This window comes from Staphylococcus parequorum, from assembly GCF_039237145.1.
GTDB lineage: Bacteria > Bacillota > Bacilli > Staphylococcales > Staphylococcaceae > Staphylococcus > Staphylococcus equorum_A.
In genome coordinates, this window is record NZ_CP150682.1 from 909,837 (window position 1) to 931,160 (window position 21,324).

Sequence of the window (21,324 nt, forward strand, 5' to 3'; positions counted from 1 at the left end):
ATTTACCCCTCCTTATATAGCGTAGGATCAACAAAATCTTTATAAGCAGGTGCTTTAAAAAGTTTATGATCATTTACTAAATCTGTAATTTTACTGTAACCGTCTTTTTTAATCGTTAAATCGCCGTATGAAGTCCACTCTGCTGATTGTTCTAGGACTTTTCTGTCTTGTTTGAAGTTTTTGGCCATGACATCGACACTTTTATCTTTATTGTTCATTTTATAACCAGCTTGTTTATAATCTGACATAAACTCTTTGGCAACTGTATGATGTTGATCAATAAGATCACTTCTAAGTACAAGTGCGCAACAATAAGCATCTGGAACGATATCATTACCATGTTTTAAAGTGTCGCCTTTGCCTAATTTTTCTCCAAGTGCGCCGAATGGTTCTGCTACAGAATACCCCGAAATTCGATCTTCGCTTAACGCTGCAGGCATTTCTGCTGGAGCCATTTCATGATAACTAAAGGTATCAGATTTTAAGTTCATTTGTTTTCGCATTTTTTCTAGTAATAAATAATGTGTTGAATAACGATGTGGGATAGCAAAACTGTATTCTCCGTGATTGTGAAAATCAGAAGCTTCTTTACCTTTTTGTCCCATAATCACATTGCCCTCATGATGACCTAAGGCGACTGCTTTAATATCTGAACCTTTTTGCTTTGATTTCATCGCAAGTTCAATCAGTGTAGATGCGCCATCGATTTTACCGCTGTTCAAAGCATCCATAAGGTCTGGCCAATTATTAAAACGTATGAGTTCAAGTTTGTAACCAGATTTTTTAGATTTTTGTTGAATTTCTTCTGTCATCATCAAATTTGCTGAATGTGTTATTGGAAGATATCCTATTTTTATAGTTTGCTTTTTATTGTCGCCATTTTGACTATCTTGATTTTTATTCGTGCTACAACCTGAAAGAATAAGAAGGAGTATTAAAGTAAAAGCAATATATTTTTTCAATTTCTAACACTCCTTATAAATGATATTCTGGCTCTGCCATATGGTGATTTAAAGCAAATTTTTCCATAATATCATTTCTTACTTTTAATAAATGACTATCATTACGGTTACGAGGATGAGATTGTTTGATATTATATTGGCTGATAATCTCACAACCATCACCGAGGAGCACAATATTATCTGAAAGATAAATTGCTTCATCAATATCATGCGTAACTAAAATGATTGTTGCTTTTGTGCGCTCTTTTAAACGGACAAGTTGATCTTGTAATTTATAACGTGTAAAGGCATCTAAAGCGCCTAAGGGTTCATCCATGAGTATGACATTCGGTTGATGTACTTGTGCTCTACAAAGCGCAACACGTTGCTTCATACCACCTGATAATTCTTCTGGGAATAATTTCCCTTTATGATTTAAATCTACGGTTTTTAACTGTTCATTGATGTCTTCATTGCTTATGTATTGAGACAAACCAATACGTATGTTGTCGTTAATATTTTTCCAAGGAAGTAAGTTGTGGTGTTGAAATATCATTAAACAATCAGGTGATGGTGTTTGTTTAATTTTTCCATCAATATTTACTACACCTGAAGTTGGTGTTAAAAATCCACCAATAATATTTAATAACGTCGATTTACCACAACCACTTTTACCTATAAAAGTTACGATGTTACTTTTTTCTATATTTAATTCAAAATCATTAATGACTTGGTTATCGCCAAATTGATGTTGAACATGGTCAATGTGAATCATTACAACACCTCGATTAATCTTATCGTTTTAGTATGGTTTATTCTGACACTAAAGGGCTATGCATACACATAGCCCGTGAAGTGATTGATTTTAATGTTTTATTTTGAAAAAAGTGCATAAGAACTACTCATCTCAATTTCATTGAGAAGCAGAATTAAGGATTACAATAGCTAAGCTATTGCATAAGAACTACTAATCTCAATTTCATTGAGAAGCAAAATTAAGGATTACAATAGCTTTAGCTATTGCATTAAGAAAAACTAATGACTAAAAATCACTTTTAGAATTAAGGATTACAATTGCTAAAGCAATTGCATAAGAACTACTAATCTCAATTTCATTGAGAAAGTAGTTCTTTATATTTTCTCGATATCATCGATAGGTGTATCTACAGCTTTACGTGCGCGGCGAACAGCATCTTCATCCGGTGCATCGTATAAACAGATACATTTTGACATATCTTCACATACGTAAGTACGTTGGAATTGTACTTCAGGTACTTCTTCATAATGTACTGAGTTTTTCTTTTTACGTGCTAAATATTGATCCATAGAAACGCCTTCTGGAATATTCCAAGTTACGAGGTAATCTACATGAGCATCACCTTTTTTTACGTCTTCTAATTCTTTACCAACTAAACGTACTTCTTTAACAAGGTTGATATTAATTGAAGCATCTTCTAAAAATTGTTTCGCTTCAGTATCATCATTAGCTTCAACGATAAAGTATCCGTGTGTAAGGTCTTCTGTCGCCTGTACTTCGATAAGTGTTGGCACTTCGCCCGTTGTTAAATCAGCTGCTTTCTTTTCTAATTCGCTTTTATTTGATGCAAATGCTAAATCATTTGCTTCTAGTAAATATAATGTCATAAATATTAACCTCCAAGATTGATAATAAGTGAATAATACAACAATCCCTATCAGATTACAAGGATATAATAGAATGTAATTTTAATTTTCAGAAAACTGTTAATTAATTTATAGAATATTAGAGTTAAGAAGTATCAATGCTAACTGCGTAGCGATTGAGAAAGAGTTAAAGTGTTAAAATATTTATTTTTTAATTAAATCTATTGCTATTGAATTTCAATACATATTATACTTGAGAAAACGCTTACAAATAGAGGGGATAAAGTGACAAAATTGCTATGGCAATCATACGAAAATCGATTAAATTTATTAAAGAGATTAGTGAATCATCAAACCGTGACGAATTCTGAAGGTGAGCTAACATTTCCAAACTTCATCAAGCAGCAATTGTTACAACTTACATATTTTCAAAAACATAAAAAACATATTCAAATGACACAAACTGAAGATGATAAGGAAGCTGTCGTTGCATTTTATCAAGCGGACACATCAGCAAAAACAATTGTGTTAATAAGTCATTATGACACTGTAGGTGTAGAGGATTATGGGAATTTTCAGTCCAACGCGTTTAATCCAGATGAATTAAAGTCATTCTTTTCTCAAAATCATGATTATTTAAATGCAGAAGCAATTGAAGACTTAAAGAATGACTCCTATTTATTTGGGCGAGGAACAATGGATATGAAAGCAGGGCTAATGTTGCATCTTTCATTAATTGAATTAGCCAGTGTTGAAGCATGGGACATTAATTTAATTTTAGTTACAGTACCCGATGAAGAGGTCAATTCTTCAGGGATGCGTAAAGCAGTAGAAGCAATCGCTCAGTTAAAGCAACAATATCAATTGGATATACAACTTCATTTAAATAGTGAACCTACTTTTCAACAAGCTGGTGCGGATGAAAAGCATTATATATATTCAGGGTCAATTGGAAAAATTATGCCTGGCGTATTATGTTATGGCAAAGAAACGCATGTAGGTAACCCATTAGATGGTTTGAGTTCTAACTTCATGATGAGTTATATTACTCAAGCGATTGAATACAACAATGTATTTAAAGAAGTTTTTGAAAATGAAGCGACGCCAGTTCCAGTATCACTGCATACAAGAGATAATAAATTGGCATACGATGTCCAAACACCATTCAGAACAATAGGATTATTTAATGTTTTTCTTTTTAAAAATAAGCCTGATGATGTGTTTAGACAATTTATCGATTCAGTGGTACACGCTACAGAACGCTGTGAAAGTGATTGGCTCTCCATATTAGAAGAGCAAGAGAGACAATTTGATACGAAAATTAATGTGCTAACTTATGATCAATTAAAGCAATATGCCATTAAACAACATGGAGTGGCCTATATAACTAAGCAAATTGATAAGGCAATTCAAGAAACAGATGAGTTACATTTACAAAGTGTCAATGTTGTTGATACGTTAATGCAAACCTGTAAAGATATTGCACCGGCAGTAGTGACATTTTTTGCAACACCATATTATCCTGCAGTTAATTCGTCTTACGATAAGCGTATTGAATCAACGGTCAAATTAGTGCATCGAACGTTGCGCGATCAATTTCAACGTCAAAGTGAACGTATTCACTATTTTAATGGTATTAGTGATAGTAGTTATTTGAACTTTGATGGAGATATGGAACAAATTGTTGCTTATGAAAAAAATACGCCTAATTTTAATAAAACATATCAACTACCATTTGAAGCAATAAAAACTATTAGCGCGCCGATATTATTATGTGGACCCATAGGTAAAGACGCGCATAAAGTCAGTGAACGTTTGCATAAAAAGAGTGCATTTGAAGAATTACCTGTTGTTTTAGAACAAATTATTAATTCTTATATTGAGTCAGCAAAAGAATAAGAATAACTTGTAATATTTTCTTAAATAAATTTTTATATTCTATGGCTTGTTAGTGTATAGGTTAGTGCGATATATTAGTGAATATATTCATTGCACAGGTATTTCCATAAGAAGAAAATGGAGTGGTAACAATATGATAGAGGCGTATAAAAGTTTTTGGAAGAGGTATGCTGACTTTAAAGGGAAATCAGATAGACTAGAGTTCTGGACACCAGTATTGGTTCATATCATTGGCATCTTTATCGTAGCGTTAATCGGCGCAATTAGCTTTTTAGCGGGCGTTTTTATTGTCGCAGCAATTTTATCTGCACTTATTGGTATATTTGCTTTAGCAATCATGGTACCTATGGTTTCAGTAACATTAAGAAGATTTTATGATGCAGGTAGAAAAAGGATTACTGCACTCATTTTAATTATTTTATCGATAGTCGTTAATATCTTATTTGATATTATACAAATCAATAGCGTTGCAATGATCTTAAATGTTGTATCAATAATTTGTACGATTATATTGATTGTTGAGACACTATTGCCTTCACGTGACGTTCCTGAGTCAGAATTGAAATGGTTATAAAATTGGTTTTTGATAGTCAATATTAAAGTGAATAACATTTATTTATGAAGTAAAACTTTTTCTAGTTAGCCTTGTAAGGGTGGAAATAAGAAATCACAATTTGATTTCTTGTTCCACTCTTTTTTTGTAGATTTTAGTAAAAGTGAGTTATCAATATAATTTTTCTGAAAATTCATTGTATTTAGGAATAATAAATTTATACTATAGTAAAAAGGAGGGATTTTATGGAATGGTTAAAATTAATTGGTATTTTAATTATCATATTAGGATTTGTCTTTAAAATCGACACGATTGCAGTAATTTTAATCGCCGCAGTGGTTACTGGAATTGTATCAGGATTAGATTTATATGCAATTCTAGATACATTAGGGGAGGCATTTGTTGATAATAGGCTGGTGACGTTGTTCATTTTAACTTTACCGATGGTTGGATTAATTGAAAGATTTGGATTGAAAAAACAAGCATCTAATTTAATAGGAAAGGTAAAGCGTGTAACGAGTGGACGATTGCTGACAATTTATTTAGTGATTAGAGAACTAGCGGGTGTGGCGTCGATTCGTATAGGGGGACATCCACAATTTGTCAGACCACTTATTAATCCAATGGTACAAGGTGCATTAAAAACACGTTATAACTTAAAAGATGAAGAGGTCGATGCAACGGATATCGAGAAGATAAAAGCACAAGCGTCTGCAATGGAAAATTATGGTAATTTCTTTGGACAAAATTTATTTGTTGGTGCGGCAGGTGTGTTACTTATGGTTGGCACGTTTCAGTCATTAGACATTAAAGTAGATGCAATAGATCTTGTGTTAGCATCATTACCAATTGCAATTATCGTTTTCATTATCGTATGGATTAATAATATAAGGTTTGATAAGTATTTAGATAAAAAGTATGGCACGAAGCAGGTGAATAAAAATGACTGAAAACACATTGAATAATATTTTAGAGCTCTTTTACATATTGATAGGTTTACAATTACTTTATACAGCGTATCGTGTATTAAAAGCTTCGTCACATCAGAAAAAGTATGGAACAGCACTATTTTGGATTTTGCTAGCAGCGACTTTTATCATAGGGCCTTATATACCAAATGTAATAAACGGTATATTTATTTTAGTAATGGGTGGATTAACATTATTTAAACAAGTAACAATCAAAAATATCATTGATGTCGATGAAGGAACAGGGGATAAAGGTGCAAAAAAATATGGTAATAAATTATTTGTTCCAGCTATTATACTAGCTGTGGCTGCCATTGCAGTATCAAATTGGACGCCCTTAGGTGGGGCAATTGGTTTAGGTATATCCTCTGTTTTAGGTTTAATAGCAGCTTATGTTGTAATTAAACCTAATGGCAAATATGTGCTCTATGATAGCGACAGATTAACACAACAGATTGGCACTGTAGGTATATTACCTCAGTTTTTAGCAGCTTTAGGTGTGCTATTTACTGTGAGTGGTGTTGGAGATGTTATTTCTAAAGGGATATCTTCATTCTTACCAGAAGGCAATCATTTATTAGGTGCTGCAGCATATATATTAGGCATGGTATTATTTACGATGCTAATGGGCAACGCTTTTGCAGCCTTTACTGTTATCACAGCAAGTATTGGTATTCCATTTGTTATAGCGCAAGGTGGAGACCCTGTTATAGCTGGTGCTTTAGCAATTACAGGTGGATTTTGTGGAACGTTGTTAACGCCTATGGCAGCAAACTTTAATACATTGCCAGTAGCATTATTAGAAATGAAAGATGAATTTGGTGTTATTAAAGCACAAGCACCTATCGCGTTTCTATTAATTTTTGTACACATTGGTTTAATGTATTTTTGGGCTTTTTAAATCATGATTACTGTAGAGTTAATCAATTAAAAAAAAGGAGGCTATTAGACGATGAATATATTAGTAACGGGATTTGACCCTTTTGGTGGAGAAAGAATTAATCCTGCTCTAGAAGCTGTCAAACTTTTGCCAGATGAAATTGAAGGTCATAAGATAGATAAATTAGAAATACCTACTGTTTTTCATAAAAGTAAAGAGGTCGTTGTAGAACAATTAAGACAGAAGGAATATGATATTGTTTTAGCTATTGGACAGGCAGGGGGCAGGTTTGAATTAACTCCAGAACGAGTTGGAATTAATATAGATGATGCGCGTATTCCAGATAATGAAGGGAATCAGCCAATTGATGAAGCGATTCAAACAACTGGAGCATCTGCTTATTTTTCTAATTTACCGGTTAAACGTATGACAGAGGCAATAAAATCACAAGGTGTACCTGCACGCTTATCAAATACTGCTGGCACATTTGTATGTAATCATATTTTATATCAACTTGGTTACATACAGGCAACGCAGTTTCCAAATATTAAATTTGGTTTTATCCATGTGCCATTTATACCTGAACAAGTTACAGATAAGCCAGAAAAGCCATCGATGTCTATTCAAACGATTGCTAAAGGTTTAAAAGCCGCGCTTGAAGCTGTCATTGAATCAGACAAAGATATCAAAGTGGTATTAGGAGAAACACATTAAAAGATGTACACTATAAAAAAAGAGACTGAGACATGTGCTATGTCCCAGCCTCTTATTTTTTATGATGGTATTAATGATCGTGTTCTGTTCTTGTGAAATTCATTCTTATTTCGTTATATGTTTTACCGAGATAGGTAGGTTTTTTCTCAGATGTTCGTTTGAAACCGATCTGTTCATAGAAATGGATGGCATTATCATTTTCTTCAACGACCCACAGCATTACGTTATCTGGGTAAGACAATTCTAATGCACGTTGAGTTAGCGCAAAACCAATCATATGGTGTTGATAATCTTCTAATAGATATGATGAGAAAATTTCACTCCAATCATCTGAAGCAACCGATGTTTGTGACTTGCCATAGGAAATAAAACCTACAATTTCATTATTTACAATAGCGACTAATGTGGGTACATCATGCAAGGAGGACTGCTTGATAAATTGTTCTTTATCAAGATTTTCTAAGTAATCATTCTTAGCTATGTCATTGTATGTTTCTAGCCAGCTTTCATAATGGACCATCGCTTTACCGTGCTTATCTTTTTCGGACAAGGCTCTAATCGTAAACTCCATAGAATGTCCTCCTTTATATACTAAATTGATATTATTATAGCATCATTTATTTTTAAAAAGAAATGTTTACACTTTTAATAGTAATGTAAAATAAATATATTACGGGATGGTGTTATATTATCGGTTAATATTTATTTTATTAGTTAGCACAATTCAAAAATGTGCGGATTACTTAATGAACTATATGAGAATATGTAATAATGATAGTGTTATGAAATAGAGGAATGTGATAAAGATGAAAATAGGTATGATTTCAGATTTGCACGTAGATAGACATAAGACACTGACACCTGAAGACTATCAACAAGTATTAATTAAAGTGATAAATCAGCGTGACATAGAATTGTTGCTTATTGCAGGGGATATCTCTAATAATTATAACTTAACGCAACAATTTATTGAGCGCATTGAAAGTACGACGCAAATAAAAGTGTTATTTATTCCGGGCAACCATGATTTTTGGGCAACAGATACAGGTGCTACATCATCCGAGATTTTAGATTTTTATATGTCGATGGAGACGTGCTTAATTGGTAAACCTTATGACATCAATGATGAGTGGGCCATTGTCGGTAACACAGGTTGGTATGATTATACGTACGCGGATCCTAAATTTTCAATAGAGCGAATTGCTCGTAGAAAATATTACGGTGCAACATGGCAAGATAAAGTGAAAATTGATTGGCCTATGGAAGATAGAAAACTATCTCGCATTGCAGCCAAACAAACGGCAAAGGATATTGAAAAAGTTAAACACAAAAAAGTGATACTTATGACACATATCGTAACGCACCCGAAATTTGCAGTTCCAATGCCACATCGTATATTTGATTATTTTAATGCGTTTATAGGAACATCAGATTTTGATACTTTATACCAACAATATGATATTCGCTATAGCATCATGGGGCATGTCCATTTTAGAAATGCATTTGAAGAACACGGTGTCACATACATTTGTCCATGTTTAGGTTATCAAAGAGAATGGCGTTCACCTGATATAGAACAAGAAATCAATCATGCATTATATAGTATTTCAATTTTTTAGTAACCTTGTAGGGGCGAGAACATGAAATCAAATTAGATTTCTACTTCGCCCCATTTTTATTTCTACAACATTATGATGGGTGAATATAAAAACTCATGCGGCCAGGTGCATTATAACTTTGTTCTAATTTAGCTTTTTTAATTTTAATAATTTGAAATTTATTCGGTATGATTGCAGGAACAAGTATTATTTTACCTAAATGCGACCATAGTGGATCAATATAATAATAATAATGTTCGTCATAACCAATGAGTACAGTTACATGAATGTTGGACACTAACTGAGTTGGATGGTTATCTAATTTAAATGTACGTTTCGCAGGACGCTGTCCTAGCACAGTGTGATAAATCACCACTGGTTGGCCTTGATCGATTATGCTACATAGCGCATTTAAAGATTGCCCAGTACTGTCATTGATATGTGCATCGTATTGTTTTAAATACGGAACTAAAGCAGTCGGGAATATTGTTTGATGATGACCCCATTTAATCCATAGATAATTACCCACATAACCTTTATGAGGATTATTTGCATGTCTAGGCCAATGTTTCATAATTTGAGTAGCTGGAATAGCGTGTGCATTAAATTGTAGTATCATGGCAGCGGATACGCCTTCACATCCCATAATCATTGGAATAGGAAAAAGCTGACTAATTGGTTTTACAGATAAAATTTTTCGACTCATGCTATGGCTCCTTACTTAATTTGTAAAAAGGGACTTGTTTTGAAATTTATTTTATTATATAACCATTATTTGAAGATGCATATTAAGATGCCTTTATATCTATATAATAGTTCACGATAGAAATCGCATATGCATTTTGGTTATAATAACAAAAAGGGGTGGATGTGTATGGAATACAGATTAGAGACGCTATCACGGACTTCAGTTTTAGGTGTCAAAAAGGAGTATACGACTGGTCAAAAAGCGCAAGAAGATATATTTAATTTCTGGATGGATTTTGATGATAAAGGGAAGAAACAGGAATTAATGCCACTAGGTAATAATCAATTGCAAGGGCTATTGGCTGTTTATAAACCTCATGCTAATGGTGAAGTCCATTGCCTCATTGGTGTTACCAATGATACGGATGAAGCGCAATGGCAGCGAACAGAATTATCTGAGGGTAGATACATTGTCTTTGATGCTAAAGGGCCAGTACCTGAGTCTATTAAAAAGGGTATGGAAAAGATAAATAGACATATTTTACCTACATTAGATTACGAATTTCGCGATGCGCCATTTTTTGAGTTGTATAAAGAAGGGCCCATAAGATCAGAAGAATATATTACAGAAATATGGCTTCCTATCGTTTAGATAAATCATAGTAACACAAAATTAAAGGGAGCCTCCAAAAAATTTGGAAGCTCCCTTTAATAATAGGACTGGTGTCCCACCTGTTTTATATAGACTATTTGTTCAATACACTTCTTCTGGTAGTGAATTTTAAGCCAAGTTCTAATGAAATAATTAGCACCGTAGTAATAACTAAAATCGTTAAATATGGCATGACACTATATCCGCCTTGTAAACCAACTAAGGGTGATATCACACCACCTAGAATAAATTGGAAAAGACCGAGTAAACTAGAGGCGTTGCCACTTCCGCCTGTACGTGATTCCATCGCTAATGTAAAGCTTAGCGGGCCAATCCCTGTTACTGGGCAAACATTTAAGAAGAATGCGATGACTAAAACCCAGGTCGGTAAGTGTAATATGAGTGTGATACAAATTAATACGACGCCTGCAATTTGTATCATTGTTAGTGCAATCAGTAATACATAACGATTTATATAGCTAACTAAAATAGCAGTGAGCTGACTCATGATAATTAACCCGATACCATTAATTGCAAATAGCACACTAAATTGTTGGGGGGTCATATCATAAATTTTTTGTGTAATAAAAGGGGCTGCAGATGAAAAGCTGAATAACATCACATATGTCAGTCCTTGCAGCAACATAGGAATAACAAAAGCTGGTTTTTTCAACAAATAACCAAAGTCTTTAAAAATGGTGCCGAAGTTAAGTTTTGAAAGATCAGCTGTTCTTGTTTCTTCCATTTTGAAAAGGGCGAAAAAGAATATGATCATACTAACAATTGTTAAAATAAAGAAAATAGCTTGCCAGTTTGAGACACTTAAGGCATAACCACCGATCAGTGGAGCGATAATAGTAATAATCCCATTCACGACAAGAAGTGAAGCTAGACCTTTGGCTAAGGCTTTTCCTTTATGTAAATCTCCTATAGAGGCCTTAGCTATGACGATGGCTCCGCCACCAGTCAAACCTTGTATCAAACGAATTGTTAATAAGGTAGACATAGCGTTTGCGAATACTGCAATAAATGAAGCAATTGCATATAATATGATAATAATCAACGCAATCTTTTTACGTCCATATGCATCTGACAAAGGTCCAAAGATAAATTGTCCTATTGCAAGTCCTATCATAGCCAAAGACAGTGTAAGTTGCGCTTGAGAAGCGGTTGTATTAAAATCACTTTGTACACTTGGTAATGATGGAACGTACATATCTATTGTTAAAGGACCAAAAGTAGTCATAATACCCAACACAATAATAACCATTAGCGGTAGTTGGCGATTTGAAGTTTTGTCCATGTTAAGTGCTCCTTTAAATTTCTCTCTAATGCATTATTACATACAAGTTTAATTATTCTGTAACTAAGTAATTATCCCATATGAATTTAGAAATGCAATGATAATTTACATACTAAAAAAACAAATAGAACGTGCGAAATAATTATAAATATGAATCAAAGGAGTAAGTTCATGAATTTAAATAAAACCCACTATGAAATTATAAAGTTCATCATTGTTGGTGGCATTAATACATTAAATTACTACATCGTCTACCTTATCTTATTAAAATTAATAGATTTAAATTACTTAGTCAGTCATGTAAGTGGGTTTATGGTTAGTTTTATAATTTCATATTATTTAAACTGCCATTTTGTATATAAAGTAAAACCCACATGGCGTAAATTTATTCAATTTCCATTAACGCAGGTTGTGAATATGGGCATGCAGACATTGCTATTGTATATTTTCGTACAGTGGCTTCATATTTCTTCAGTAATAGCACCGTTTGCAGGGTTAATTATAACGATACCTATAACTTTCGTTTTATCAAAATATATACTTAAAGACTGAATTTTTAAGGACTTAAAAATAAAGTTAGAACAGTGATAACTTTACTTTTTGTACAATTTAACAACTTTATTTAGGAAAGGCTAAAAAAATAATTTTACTATTTATATTAAATAATTTTTGAATAAAAATTGTTGTAAATATGCTTGGGATAGGTCATAATAAATGTTCTATATTAATTAAGGTGGACATCAGACATGACACAAAATGAAAATTTGAAAACAGCGCAAAAAGGCGCTTATTTAAGTTTAATTGTATATATCGTTCTTTCAATTGCCAAATTTATTGTTGGCTCTATGTATGATTCAGCAGCAGTTAGAGCAGATAGTTTAAACAATATGACTGATATTGTAGTCTCGTTAGCGGTTATTATAGGACTGAAAATTTCTATTAAACCTGCAGATAAAAACCATCCATATGGACACTTAAAATCAGAGAATATTTCAACGTTACTCGTTTCGTTTATTATAATGTTTGTAGGTATACAAGTTGTGATAGAAAGTGTTCCTGAGATTTTTTCTAAGGATCACCATGCACCTAATGTAATTACAATATATGTCAGTGTGATAAGTGGCATCATAATGCTGATAGTATTTTACATTAATCAAAAATTAGCTGAACGTACGAATAGTAGTTCGCTAAATTCAGCGGCAAAGGATAATTTATCAGATGCGTTAGTCAGTATCGGAACAGCTGTAGGCTTAATTTTTACACAATTTGGTTTGCCAATCCTTGATACAGTACTCGCAACGGTTTTAGGTTTACTTATTATATACACTGGTTTTAGAATATTTAAAGAATCAATCTTTACACTAAGTGATGGGTTTAATGAACAAGAATTAGAAGCTTACAAAAATTATGTTTTAGAAATAGAAGATGTGATTGATGTGCAAAATATTAAAGGTCGATACCATGGCAGTAGTATCTTTGTAGATGTAACTATTGTCGTTGAATCGGATTTATCTTTAGAAGATGCGCATCATATCTGTGATAAAGTAGAACAACATATGCATGAAAAGGGTATTTCTTCAGTTTATGTACATCCCGAACCAGCATCTATACAATAATTGAAATTAAATCATATTCAAGCTGTCGACAATTGATATGCTCCCTCCAAAGTAGACATTTAAAAAATGAAAACTTTGGAGGGAATTTTTATGTCTAAAACTTATAAAGTAAATACAGAAACTTTTCTTTTAGCTTTTAGAATGATGGAAAATGGTGTAAGTGCTTCAAGCGTTATAAAAGAACTGAATATAAATTTAAGTAAATCAATGTTAAATGAAAAATATAGCAATTTTAAAATCAATGGTATTAAATCTATAATGCCATCTTTAAAAAATAATACCTATTCTAAACATTTCAAAAGAAACGTTGTGGAGGAATATTTCAATACTGAATTATCAAGTTATGACTTAGCTTATAAGTATAATATTCCTAGTTCGGGTACTGTTAGATCTTGGATAAAACGTTATACTGAGGGTATAGAAAACAAAACATATTCCCCTAAATCCGAGGTGTATACAATGAAGGCTAGAAAAACAACTTTAAATGAACGTATTGAAATTGTTGAATATTATATCGCGAATGAAATGAACTATAAGGCAGCCTCCGAGAAATTCAATGTGACCTATGGTCAACTATATAACTGGGTAAAAAAATACAAAGAACATGGTAGTGATGGTCTAATTGATAGTCGTGGTAAGCATAAACCTAAATCAATTATGACGGATGAAGAAGTGTTGAAAGCTGAAATCAAAGCTTTGAAAGAGCGTAATAAATATTTACAAATGGAAAATGAAGTATTAAAAAAGGAGGAAATTATAGAAAGAGAGTTGATGAATCAAAAATCAGACAACAGGCATCGTACAAAACGATAGAAGCATTAAAATACAAATATCCAATCTTAAAATTATGTGAAATATTAGGAGTTTCCAGATCGGGTTATTATAAATGGCTTCATCGAACAGTAAGCAAATTAGAACAGGAAAACTTAGATTTAATGGATACTATTCAAACAATATACGATAAATATAAAGGGATTTATGGTTATCGTCGAATCTACATATACATTCGCCTCAAATTAGGAAAAACAGTTAATCATAAGCGTATTTATAGATTGATGAATAAAATGAATTTAAAAGCTACTATTCGTAAGAAGAAAAAGAGGTACATTAAAAGCAAACCTACGGTTACTGCAGAAAACATTTTAAATCGTCAGTTTAATGAATCACGTCCTAATACCAAGTGGCTGACAGATACTACTGAATTCAAAACCAAAACAGGACAAAAAGTTTATTTAAGTGCTATATACGATTTAGGTTCAAAGAAGATTATCAGTTATGAAATGAATACAACTAATAATAATGAGTATGTTTTCAACACGCTTAGAAAGGCAATTAACCAAGTTGATAATACCCAAGGTATTGTATTTCACAGTGATAGAGGCTTCCAATACACAAATAGCAGATTCAAGAAAATATTGGATGAAAACAAAATGATACAGAGTATGTCTCGTGTTAGTCGCTGTATAGATAACGGGCCGATGGAAGGTGTTTGGGGCATTATTAAAAGTGAGATTTATAAAGGAAATAAAAATTACACATTTGAAACTGTTAAATTAGCTAAAAAAGTTATAAGTGAATATATAAACTTTTTTAATAACGATCGAATTACATTAAAAATGGCTGACCGCATACCTAAAGGTATGAAGTCAGCCTAAAACAAATTTCAATTATTTAGTTGTCTACTTGACTGGGTGCAGTTCAATTGTTGACAGTTTTTGTTGCAATTTTTTCGTATATATAAATTCCAAACACGCTTGCATAGGGTGCAGCTTAATATAGTAGTCTTCGGCTTGTGCTATAGATGCGAGTAAAAAGTTAGTGAAAGTTGTAGTTGTTTGATAAATACATGAGTTAATAACATAAAAAGGGACCTGAAAGTAATTTCAGGTCCCTTTTTATGTTATTTTACAACAAGCTATTCTTACACGTAGTGCTTGAATAGTAGCATTAATTACCACCAGCCATTAGCTAGACGGAAATCGATTGCTGCTTCTATTGAACCGTAACGGTCCTCAGCATAGTTAATCATACCTTTAGTTTGTTCTTCAACTGTGCCAGTGCCCCAAGCTTCTTTAGTTTGTCCTAAACCTTTATAGCCCAATTCGTTTACTGCTTCAGGGTCCCCACTTGATTCAGGCATTACAATATTATCCCATAGTGCTTTAGTACCGCCTGCTTCTATAAATTCACTGTATACATCATTGTTAGCTTGCGTAGTTTGTTGTGTTGACGTCTCAGCTGCGTCTGCTGTTGATACGCTTGAACTCACTCCTAAACCAGTTGCTGCAATAGTAATCGATGCGAAAGATGCTAATAATAATTTTTTCATTTTTTAAAATCCTCCTAATTGATTTACCTGTATACAAAGTTAAATATCACAGGTTATGTTTTTACATTTAAATACTTAAAAATTTAATGAATAATAGTTATTTACTGTTTTCTTAATTCAACGTTTATAACTGTAACATCAAAAAATGATGAGTAGGTTACAGAAAAATAAAAAGAAAGTATCTTTTATGAATAAATGAATACAATCATTTCAAAATAAAGTGTAAATTGTTATAATTTTAATATAGAAATGCGATAGTTAGTGCAGGAATAGGTGAGTGGCCAGCTTTGCAACTATAAACAATCAGTATTATTGCTGTAACATTCCTGTAAATATCGCATAAAATCATATTTTACTTAATGGAAAGAAGGAAATATTATGCCAAAATTAATTTTATGTAGACATGGGCAAAGCTTATGGAATGCTGAAAACTTATTTACAGGATGGGCAGATGTAGACTTATCTGAACAGGGGAAAAATGAAGCAATCACCTCTGGTAAAAAAATAAAAGATAAAGGTTTAGAAATTGATATTGTTTATACGTCTCTGTTAAAAAGAGCTATTAAAACAACATATCATTTGTTAAATGAATCTGATCAGTTATTTATACCAATTATAAAATCTTGGAGATTAAATGAACGTCATTATGGCGGATTGCAAGGTTTAAATAAAAATGATGCTCGAGAAGAATTTGGTGAAGATCAAGTTCATATTTGGAGACGGTCATATGATACGCCACCACCAAAACAAAATGAAGAACAAAGAAATAGTTACTTAAATGATAGAAAATATGAACTTATAGATAGAAGAGTTATGCCAGAATCTGAAAGTTTAAAAGATACCTTGGTCAGAGTTATACCATATTGGAATGATCAAATTTCTCAACAGTTATTAGATGGTAAAACAGTGTTAGTTTCTGCTCATGGTAATTCATTACGCGCACTAATTAAGTATTTAGAGGATGTATCTGACGAAGCTATTGTTAATTATGAAATAAAAACAGGCGCACCTCTTATTTATGAATTAACAGATGATTTAAAAGTGACGGATAAATATTATTTATAATGAAAGATAAGTAATAAACTGGATAAAATATATAACAGCCCTGAGTTTTATGAATTCAGGGCTGTTATATATTGTCGATAAAGTTTTTGACCTTGTTTGGTAAATTTCTATAAACTTTTAAAAATTATGATTTCAAATATAAGATACATTTTAATTTTATGATTGCTTATTTATCTAGAACACGTCTTATGCATGCGTATCTGATTCTAATAACTTATCTTAGGATTAAAAATTAAACGTTCTTTTTTCTAAAGACTAAAACTACTAATATTAAGAAAACTACGATATATGCAATATTTCCAATAAATAATTCGTGTAATTCTAATTTTGTCATTTTTTTGTATATATCATTATCGAGAATTTGGACACTTAGATTCAACATATTAATAGGGTTCCATTTAAGCCATTCCCATTGCTCAATAGCCATAAATAAAATACCAGCGAGTATCGAAGTAGCAAAATAGAAAACAATACCGACAGCAATTGAGACGCCCGGACTTTTAAGTATACAAGAAAGTAACAACGTTAAACTCAAAATGAGCCACATACCTACATAAGTTGCTAATGATGTTAATAATAAACTTTGTAATGGAGATAATTGTTCTCCTGAGTGTTTTAAAATATCGATGTCAGAGAAAAATATAAGGTTAAGTAGTAAACTAATTAGAATACAAAGTACAAATACAATTAGAGAGTAGATGAACAAGGCAATAAACTTACTTAAAATAATACTTGTTCTTGTGTAATTTCTATAAAGTAAATTTTTAATTGTACCGTAATGGAATTCCATAGTAATAATTGTACTCGCTTGAATTATCATTAAAAAGATAATCCAAGAAAAGCCACTATAACCTTGTTCCAGTAGCAACTTCGACTCAATTACATTCGAATAGTTTTTGCTTAAAATAGCTAAGCCAATCATGATAATAAAAATAATTATTGGTATAATAATTGATGATTTCTTTTTGAAAATTTTATATAATTCTTGGTTTACCAATGTTCCCATTATTTTCTCTCCTCCTTATGATCGATGATATTAAGCAATACATTTTCCAAATCACTTTCATTCGAATTATTGAGTTCTTCCATTGTTGTTTCTTTAACGATAGCCCCATTATCAATAATTAAAATCGAGTCAGTAACTTTAACGAGTTCACTTAACATATGACTTGATATGAGGAATGAAACACCTTGTGCTTTGAGTCTTAAAATAGTTTCTCTCACATTTCTCACTGCTTTTGGATCTAATCCGTTCATAGGCTCATCTAAAATAACGAGTTGAGGTTGGTTTAAAAGCGAAAGTGCGATACCTAATTTCTGTTTCATTCCTAAAGAATATGCTTTTGCTTTTTTATTTATAAACGGAGTCATTTCTAAAATTTTTATAATTTGTTCCATATTTTCTTTGTCTTTATCTTCATTAATTAAGTTCATGTTTTCGTAACCGGTAAGGAAAGGGTACACTCCAGGGTTTTCAATTAAAGCGCCGATATGCTTATTATTCATAGATCCATGTAGTTTAAGCGAACCGGATTGATAATTAGAAAGCCCTAAAATAACTTTCATTAACGTTGTTTTCCCAGCTCCATTAGCACCGACTAAACCTACGACTTCTCCCTGCTTAAGAGTGAATGATATGTCTTTTAAAATTTGTTGTTTCTTAATTCTTTTATTAATATTTTCTAAAGTTAAAAGCTGCATAAAATTCTCCTTCCAAATAAAATTATTGGTGTGCAATACTATTTTACCAAAAAAGGAAGAGCAATAATATACTTTAATTATATTATTTTTATGAATACAAACTATCTTGAAGAAAAAGTAAAAGGCGGGGACATGTCACATGTCTCGGCCTCAATTTTTATATTGGCAGTGGCTGACTGAATTGAAAATACAGTCATATCTGGATTTTAAAGAACTACTACTTCATTTATGAAGACAAGTAGTTCTTATGTAAGAGTTTCAGCGCTTGTATTCCATTTTCTAGTCAGCTATGTAGGGCCTGGGCTCATACGACGAAATGTCATTAGAAAAATTAGATTTCTGTCCCACTCCTATGCATCTTTATCACTTAGTAATATGGAATTTAATTTATGTAGAAAATCCGCATAATTTAATAGAAATTGACAAACATCATTCTGGAGGGAATTTAAGCTGTCATTATAATTTTGAATTATAGTATTTAAGTAGATATATTATTTATTGCGCTTATGTTGCTGAATGATCTTACGCGCACGTTTTCGTGTTTTTATGTTGGGGCTATTTAGGTTACGACGTGCTGTTTGTACATCTAATTTCATAAAATATGACCTCCTTTATCTATGTGTATTATGAAGTATCAGAAACAATTTGTAAATAGTAATTATTACGATTTGAAGATGATAATTTTACATTAAAAAATAATTTCTCCTATTTGTAATGTTTTTAAGTTTATTTGATGTGATGTTGTTGAAATATATGTATAATGCATAAATGCAGCTATTTTATGGTTGATAGACTAATAAGAAAACAGGAGACAAATATGAATCAAAAAACCAAAATATTAATGATATTAATGATGTTGCTTGGCGGTTTCTTCGGACTTTTAAATGAAACGTTATTAACAACAGCATTACCAAGTATAATGAAAGATTTTCAAATAGATTACACACAAGTGCAATGGCTCACAACAGCCTTTCTATTGACTAATGGGGTAGTTGTCCCATTATCAGCAATGGTGATTCAACGATTTTCAACTAGGAAAGTATTTTTAACAGCAATATTTATATTCTTTATAGGTACAATTATTGCAGGATTTAGCCCTAACTTTTCAATTCTTTTAGGCGGAAGAATTGTTCAAGCATTAGGATCTGGAATTATGTTACCACTTATGATGACTACAATATTAGACATCTTTGAACCTCATGAACGTGGTAAGTATATGGGGACATTTGGTTTAGTTATTGGTTTAGCACCAGCCATAGGGCCAACGTTATCGGGTGTACTTGTTGAATACTTCGATTGGCGTTCACTTTTCTTTGTTGTTGCACCAATCGCAGCATTAACATTCATCGGCGCACTTAAGTTTGTGAAAAACGTGGGCACGAATAAAAAAGTGCCAGTTGACGTATTCTCCATCATATTATCCATACTAGGATTTGGTGGTTTACTCTATGGTACAAGTTCGATTTCACGTGATGGTTGGAGTGACCCAGTAGTTTTAACAACTGTAATAGGCGGATTGATCTTAGTAATAACTTTCATTGTTCGCCAAACAAAATTAAAAACGCCATTACTAGACTTTTCAGTATTCAAAAACAGTCAATTTGCTATAGGTATTATAATTATGGCATTTACAATGATATCAATGATTGGATCTGAAACAATATTACCAATGTTCGTTCAAAATATAATGAAAGACTCAGCACTTCAATCTGGGCTTATATTATTACCTGGCGCTATTGTAATGGGGATAATGTCAGTAGCTTCAGGATTTTTATATGAGAAGTATGGTGCTAAAATATTAGCATTAATTGGTATGTCCATTGTGGTAGTAACGACTTCTTACTTTGTAATCATGGATGAACATACTTCATCAGCAATTCTTGCAACGGTATATGCAATTCGTATGATAGGTATTGCACTAGGATTGATGCCATTAATGACACATACAATGAATCAATTATCACATGAGATGAATGCACATGGTTCATCAATGACGAATACAGTACAACAAATTTCAGCTTCTATTGGTACAGCTGGTTTAATTACTGTGATGACTCAAGTTTCTAAAAATTTCACACCTGATATGAGTAATTATAAGGGTATTGGAAAACAAGAGATGGCAGCTCAAATACAACATGAAGCTTTATTAAGTGGCTATCATGGAGCATTTTGGTTTGCTGTTATTATTTCTATTATCAGTTTACTCAGTGTGTTTATGCTGAAAAGTCAGCGTAAAATACGCGCAGAACAAAAAGAATTATAATAGATTAATCGTACGAAGCACTATAGACAACACTGTAATTAGATTTGTAATTGTGATATTTTTAAACATAAATAACCTCATAAATACAAGAATGGAGTGTATGTATCATAGAACATTCGATGAAATTAAATAATGAACCATTTCATTTAGTTAAAAATGGGACGAAAACAATTGAAGTAAGATTAAATGATGAAAAAAGGCAAGAAGTACAAAATGGAGATACCATTATTTTCACAAATCTCGAGACGGATGAACAAATCAACGTAGTCGTCACAGAAACAGTGGATTTCCCTTCATTTCAAGCGTTGGTTAATCAATATACAAATCAAGAAATTGGTGCTAAAGAGGAAGAACAGCTTTCTCAAAAATTAGCAGCCATATATCAAATATATTCGCAAACTGACGAATTAAATTATGGTGCATTAGCAATTAAAATACGCTTAACAGATTAAGAATAAATTCGGCCTGGCATAAATTGTCGAGCCGAATTTTTATTCGTAAAAAATCAAAAATTTAAAAAGAATGAATTTAA

The 21,324-nt window shown here is 32.2% G+C and carries 23 protein-coding genes; 13 read left to right on the top strand and 10 right to left on the bottom strand.

Going from position 1 to position 21,324, the window contains the following annotated elements; translation table 11 throughout:
- Nucleotides 1-2: 2 nt before the first annotated feature.
- The 3 genes from AAA453_RS04160 to AAA453_RS04170 all read right to left on the bottom strand — a co-directional run bounded on the left by AAA453_RS04160 (nucleotide 3) and on the right by AAA453_RS04170 (nucleotide 2,585).
- On the bottom strand, nucleotides 3-962 hold the full coding sequence (locus tag AAA453_RS04160) for an ABC transporter substrate-binding protein (RefSeq protein WP_427706482.1): 960 nt from the start codon (nucleotides 960-962) through the stop codon (nucleotides 3-5).
- Nucleotides 963-975: 13 nt separating this feature from the next.
- Nucleotides 976-1,716 (bottom strand): ABC transporter ATP-binding protein, encoded by a 741-nt coding sequence (locus AAA453_RS04165; RefSeq protein ID WP_427706484.1) that lies wholly within the window; start codon nucleotides 1,714-1,716, stop codon nucleotides 976-978.
- Nucleotides 1,717-2,072: 356 nt separating this feature from the next.
- On the bottom strand, nucleotides 2,073-2,585 hold the full coding sequence (locus AAA453_RS04170) for a DUF4242 domain-containing protein (protein WP_057513328.1): 513 nt from the start codon (nucleotides 2,583-2,585) through the stop codon (nucleotides 2,073-2,075).
- A gap of 264 nt (nucleotides 2,586-2,849) precedes the next feature.
- Here AAA453_RS04170 and AAA453_RS04175 point away from each other — a divergent pair, with 264 nt between their 5' ends.
- From AAA453_RS04175 to pcp, 5 genes are all read left to right on the top strand, one after another.
- Nucleotides 2,850-4,463, top strand: coding sequence for a M20/M25/M40 family metallo-hydrolase (locus AAA453_RS04175; RefSeq protein ID WP_285324356.1), 1,614 nt, complete (start codon nucleotides 2,850-2,852; stop codon nucleotides 4,461-4,463).
- 133 nt (nucleotides 4,464-4,596) lie between these two features.
- Nucleotides 4,597-5,037 (top strand): DUF805 domain-containing protein, encoded by a 441-nt coding sequence (locus AAA453_RS04180; RefSeq protein ID WP_069832690.1) that lies wholly within the window; start codon nucleotides 4,597-4,599, stop codon nucleotides 5,035-5,037.
- Nucleotides 5,038-5,261: 224 nt separating this feature from the next.
- Nucleotides 5,262-5,966, top strand: a complete 705-nt coding sequence (locus tag AAA453_RS04185) for a DUF969 domain-containing protein (protein ID WP_427706486.1) — start codon at nucleotides 5,262-5,264, stop codon at nucleotides 5,964-5,966.
- Entirely contained in the window at nucleotides 5,959-6,885 is a 927-nt protein-coding gene (locus AAA453_RS04190; protein WP_427706488.1) for a DUF979 domain-containing protein, read from the top strand. Before AAA453_RS04185 ends, AAA453_RS04190 begins: the two co-directional genes overlap by 8 nt.
- Nucleotides 6,886-6,936: 51 nt before the next feature.
- Complete coding sequence (gene pcp / locus AAA453_RS04195) at nucleotides 6,937-7,578, top strand: pyroglutamyl-peptidase I (protein WP_427706490.1); 642 nt, start codon at nucleotides 6,937-6,939, stop codon at nucleotides 7,576-7,578.
- A gap of 70 nt (nucleotides 7,579-7,648) precedes the next feature.
- On the opposite strand, the gene AAA453_RS04200 is transcribed toward pcp, so the two are convergent.
- The gene (locus AAA453_RS04200; protein ID WP_285324352.1) at nucleotides 7,649-8,149 is read right to left on the bottom strand and encodes a GNAT family N-acetyltransferase; all 501 of its coding nucleotides are present in this window, start codon (nucleotides 8,147-8,149) and stop codon (nucleotides 7,649-7,651) included.
- Between the two features lie 235 nt (nucleotides 8,150-8,384).
- On the opposite strand from AAA453_RS04200, the gene AAA453_RS04205 reads away from it, so the two are divergent.
- Nucleotides 8,385-9,197, top strand: a complete 813-nt coding sequence (locus tag AAA453_RS04205; RefSeq protein ID WP_427706492.1) for a metallophosphoesterase — start codon at nucleotides 8,385-8,387, stop codon at nucleotides 9,195-9,197.
- Between the two features lie 70 nt (nucleotides 9,198-9,267).
- Here AAA453_RS04205 and AAA453_RS04210 read toward each other — a convergent pair whose 3' ends face one another.
- The gene (locus tag AAA453_RS04210; RefSeq protein WP_427706494.1) at nucleotides 9,268-9,882 is read right to left on the bottom strand and encodes a C39 family peptidase; all 615 of its coding nucleotides are present in this window, start codon (nucleotides 9,880-9,882) and stop codon (nucleotides 9,268-9,270) included.
- A 168-nt stretch (nucleotides 9,883-10,050) separates the two neighbouring features.
- Here AAA453_RS04210 and AAA453_RS04215 point away from each other — a divergent pair, with 168 nt between their 5' ends.
- Nucleotides 10,051-10,515 carry a GyrI-like domain-containing protein gene (locus AAA453_RS04215; protein ID WP_069817437.1) on the top strand — a complete coding sequence of 155 codons (465 nt, stop codon included), beginning with the start codon at nucleotides 10,051-10,053 and terminating at the stop codon, nucleotides 10,513-10,515.
- A gap of 94 nt (nucleotides 10,516-10,609) precedes the next feature.
- Here AAA453_RS04215 and AAA453_RS04220 read toward each other — a convergent pair whose 3' ends face one another.
- Nucleotides 10,610-11,818, bottom strand: a complete 1,209-nt coding sequence (locus AAA453_RS04220) for a multidrug effflux MFS transporter (RefSeq protein WP_427706496.1) — start codon at nucleotides 11,816-11,818, stop codon at nucleotides 10,610-10,612.
- 171 nt (nucleotides 11,819-11,989) lie between these two features.
- On the opposite strand from AAA453_RS04220, the gene AAA453_RS04225 reads away from it, so the two are divergent.
- From AAA453_RS04225 to AAA453_RS04235, 3 genes are all read left to right on the top strand, one after another.
- A complete protein-coding gene (locus tag AAA453_RS04225; protein ID WP_069832923.1) occupies nucleotides 11,990-12,370 on the top strand; it encodes a GtrA family protein in 381 nt (126 codons plus the stop codon).
- 194 nt (nucleotides 12,371-12,564) lie between these two features.
- Entirely contained in the window at nucleotides 12,565-13,434 is an 870-nt protein-coding gene (locus tag AAA453_RS04230; protein ID WP_427706498.1) for a cation diffusion facilitator family transporter, read from the top strand.
- Between the two features lie 66 nt (nucleotides 13,435-13,500).
- A protein-coding gene (locus AAA453_RS04235) for an IS3 family transposase (protein ID WP_427706500.1) occupies nucleotides 13,501-15,089 on the top strand; the annotation gives its coding sequence in 2 pieces (ribosomal slippage) (nucleotides 13,501-14,202 and nucleotides 14,205-15,089; 1,587 coding nt in all).
- Between the two features lie 296 nt (nucleotides 15,090-15,385).
- Here AAA453_RS04235 and AAA453_RS04240 read toward each other — a convergent pair.
- Nucleotides 15,386-15,763, bottom strand: a complete 378-nt coding sequence (locus AAA453_RS04240; RefSeq protein ID WP_069817445.1) for a hypothetical protein — start codon at nucleotides 15,761-15,763, stop codon at nucleotides 15,386-15,388.
- A 378-nt stretch (nucleotides 15,764-16,141) separates the two neighbouring features.
- Between AAA453_RS04240 and AAA453_RS04245 the strand changes: the two genes are divergently transcribed.
- Entirely contained in the window at nucleotides 16,142-16,828 is a 687-nt protein-coding gene (locus tag AAA453_RS04245; RefSeq protein WP_069817446.1) for a 2,3-diphosphoglycerate-dependent phosphoglycerate mutase, read from the top strand.
- 232 nt (nucleotides 16,829-17,060) lie between these two features.
- Here the strand turns inward: AAA453_RS04245 and AAA453_RS04250 are convergent, their stop codons facing one another.
- The 3 genes from AAA453_RS04250 to AAA453_RS04260 all read right to left on the bottom strand — a co-directional run bounded on the left by AAA453_RS04250 (nucleotide 17,061) and on the right by AAA453_RS04260 (nucleotide 19,125).
- Nucleotides 17,061-17,834: an ABC transporter permease gene (locus AAA453_RS04250; RefSeq protein ID WP_069832925.1), complete on the bottom strand. Its 774-nt coding sequence runs from the start codon at nucleotides 17,832-17,834 to the stop codon at nucleotides 17,061-17,063.
- Nucleotides 17,834-18,529: an ABC transporter ATP-binding protein gene (locus AAA453_RS04255; RefSeq protein ID WP_427706502.1), complete on the bottom strand. Its 696-nt coding sequence runs from the start codon at nucleotides 18,527-18,529 to the stop codon at nucleotides 17,834-17,836. Before AAA453_RS04255 ends, AAA453_RS04250 begins: the two co-directional genes overlap by 1 nt.
- 491 nt (nucleotides 18,530-19,020) lie before the next feature.
- A complete protein-coding gene (locus AAA453_RS04260) occupies nucleotides 19,021-19,125 on the bottom strand; it encodes a putative metal homeostasis protein (protein ID WP_002511503.1) in 105 nt (34 codons plus the stop codon).
- Between the two features lie 221 nt (nucleotides 19,126-19,346).
- Here AAA453_RS04260 and AAA453_RS04265 point away from each other — a divergent pair, with 221 nt between their 5' ends.
- Nucleotides 19,347-20,792, top strand: coding sequence for an MDR family MFS transporter (locus AAA453_RS04265; protein ID WP_069817448.1), 1,446 nt, complete (start codon nucleotides 19,347-19,349; stop codon nucleotides 20,790-20,792).
- A gap of 119 nt (nucleotides 20,793-20,911) precedes the next feature.
- Nucleotides 20,912-21,244 carry an ASCH domain-containing protein gene (locus tag AAA453_RS04270; RefSeq protein ID WP_427706504.1) on the top strand — a complete coding sequence of 111 codons (333 nt, stop codon included), beginning with the start codon at nucleotides 20,912-20,914 and terminating at the stop codon, nucleotides 21,242-21,244.
- The last annotated feature ends 80 nt before the right edge of the window (nucleotides 21,245-21,324 follow it).

Coding starts and splice junctions, on each gene's coding strand:
- AAA453_RS04230 (WP_427706498.1), top strand. CDS start 12,565: ATGACACAAAATGAAAATTTGAAAACAGCGCAAAAAGGCGCTTATTTA.
- AAA453_RS04185 (WP_427706486.1), top strand. CDS start 5,262: ATGGAATGGTTAAAATTAATTGGTATTTTAATTATCATATTAGGATTT.
- AAA453_RS04240 (WP_069817445.1), bottom strand. CDS start 15,763: ATGAAAAAATTATTATTAGCATCTTTCGCATCGATTACTATTGCAGCA.
- AAA453_RS04165 (WP_427706484.1), bottom strand. CDS start 1,716: ATGATTCACATTGACCATGTTCAACATCAATTTGGCGATAACCAAGTC.
- pcp (WP_427706490.1), top strand. CDS start 6,937: ATGAATATATTAGTAACGGGATTTGACCCTTTTGGTGGAGAAAGAATT.
- AAA453_RS04265 (WP_069817448.1), top strand. CDS start 19,347: ATGAATCAAAAAACCAAAATATTAATGATATTAATGATGTTGCTTGGC.
- AAA453_RS04180 (WP_069832690.1), top strand. CDS start 4,597: ATGATAGAGGCGTATAAAAGTTTTTGGAAGAGGTATGCTGACTTTAAA.
- AAA453_RS04260 (WP_002511503.1), bottom strand. CDS start 19,125: ATGAAATTAGATGTACAAACAGCACGTCGTAACCTAAATAGCCCCAAC.
- AAA453_RS04225 (WP_069832923.1), top strand. CDS start 11,990: ATGAATTTAAATAAAACCCACTATGAAATTATAAAGTTCATCATTGTT.
- AAA453_RS04190 (WP_427706488.1), top strand. CDS start 5,959: ATGACTGAAAACACATTGAATAATATTTTAGAGCTCTTTTACATATTG.
- AAA453_RS04250 (WP_069832925.1), bottom strand. CDS start 17,834: ATGGGAACATTGGTAAACCAAGAATTATATAAAATTTTCAAAAAGAAA.
- AAA453_RS04245 (WP_069817446.1), top strand. CDS start 16,142: ATGCCAAAATTAATTTTATGTAGACATGGGCAAAGCTTATGGAATGCT.
- AAA453_RS04215 (WP_069817437.1), top strand. CDS start 10,051: ATGGAATACAGATTAGAGACGCTATCACGGACTTCAGTTTTAGGTGTC.
- AAA453_RS04170 (WP_057513328.1), bottom strand. CDS start 2,585: ATGACATTATATTTACTAGAAGCAAATGATTTAGCATTTGCATCAAAT.
- AAA453_RS04200 (WP_285324352.1), bottom strand. CDS start 8,149: ATGGAGTTTACGATTAGAGCCTTGTCCGAAAAAGATAAGCACGGTAAA.
- AAA453_RS04270 (WP_427706504.1), top strand. CDS start 20,912: ATGAAATTAAATAATGAACCATTTCATTTAGTTAAAAATGGGACGAAA.
- AAA453_RS04255 (WP_427706502.1), bottom strand. CDS start 18,529: ATGCAGCTTTTAACTTTAGAAAATATTAATAAAAGAATTAAGAAACAA.
- AAA453_RS04220 (WP_427706496.1), bottom strand. CDS start 11,818: ATGGACAAAACTTCAAATCGCCAACTACCGCTAATGGTTATTATTGTG.
- AAA453_RS04205 (WP_427706492.1), top strand. CDS start 8,385: ATGAAAATAGGTATGATTTCAGATTTGCACGTAGATAGACATAAGACA.
- AAA453_RS04210 (WP_427706494.1), bottom strand. CDS start 9,882: ATGAGTCGAAAAATTTTATCTGTAAAACCAATTAGTCAGCTTTTTCCT.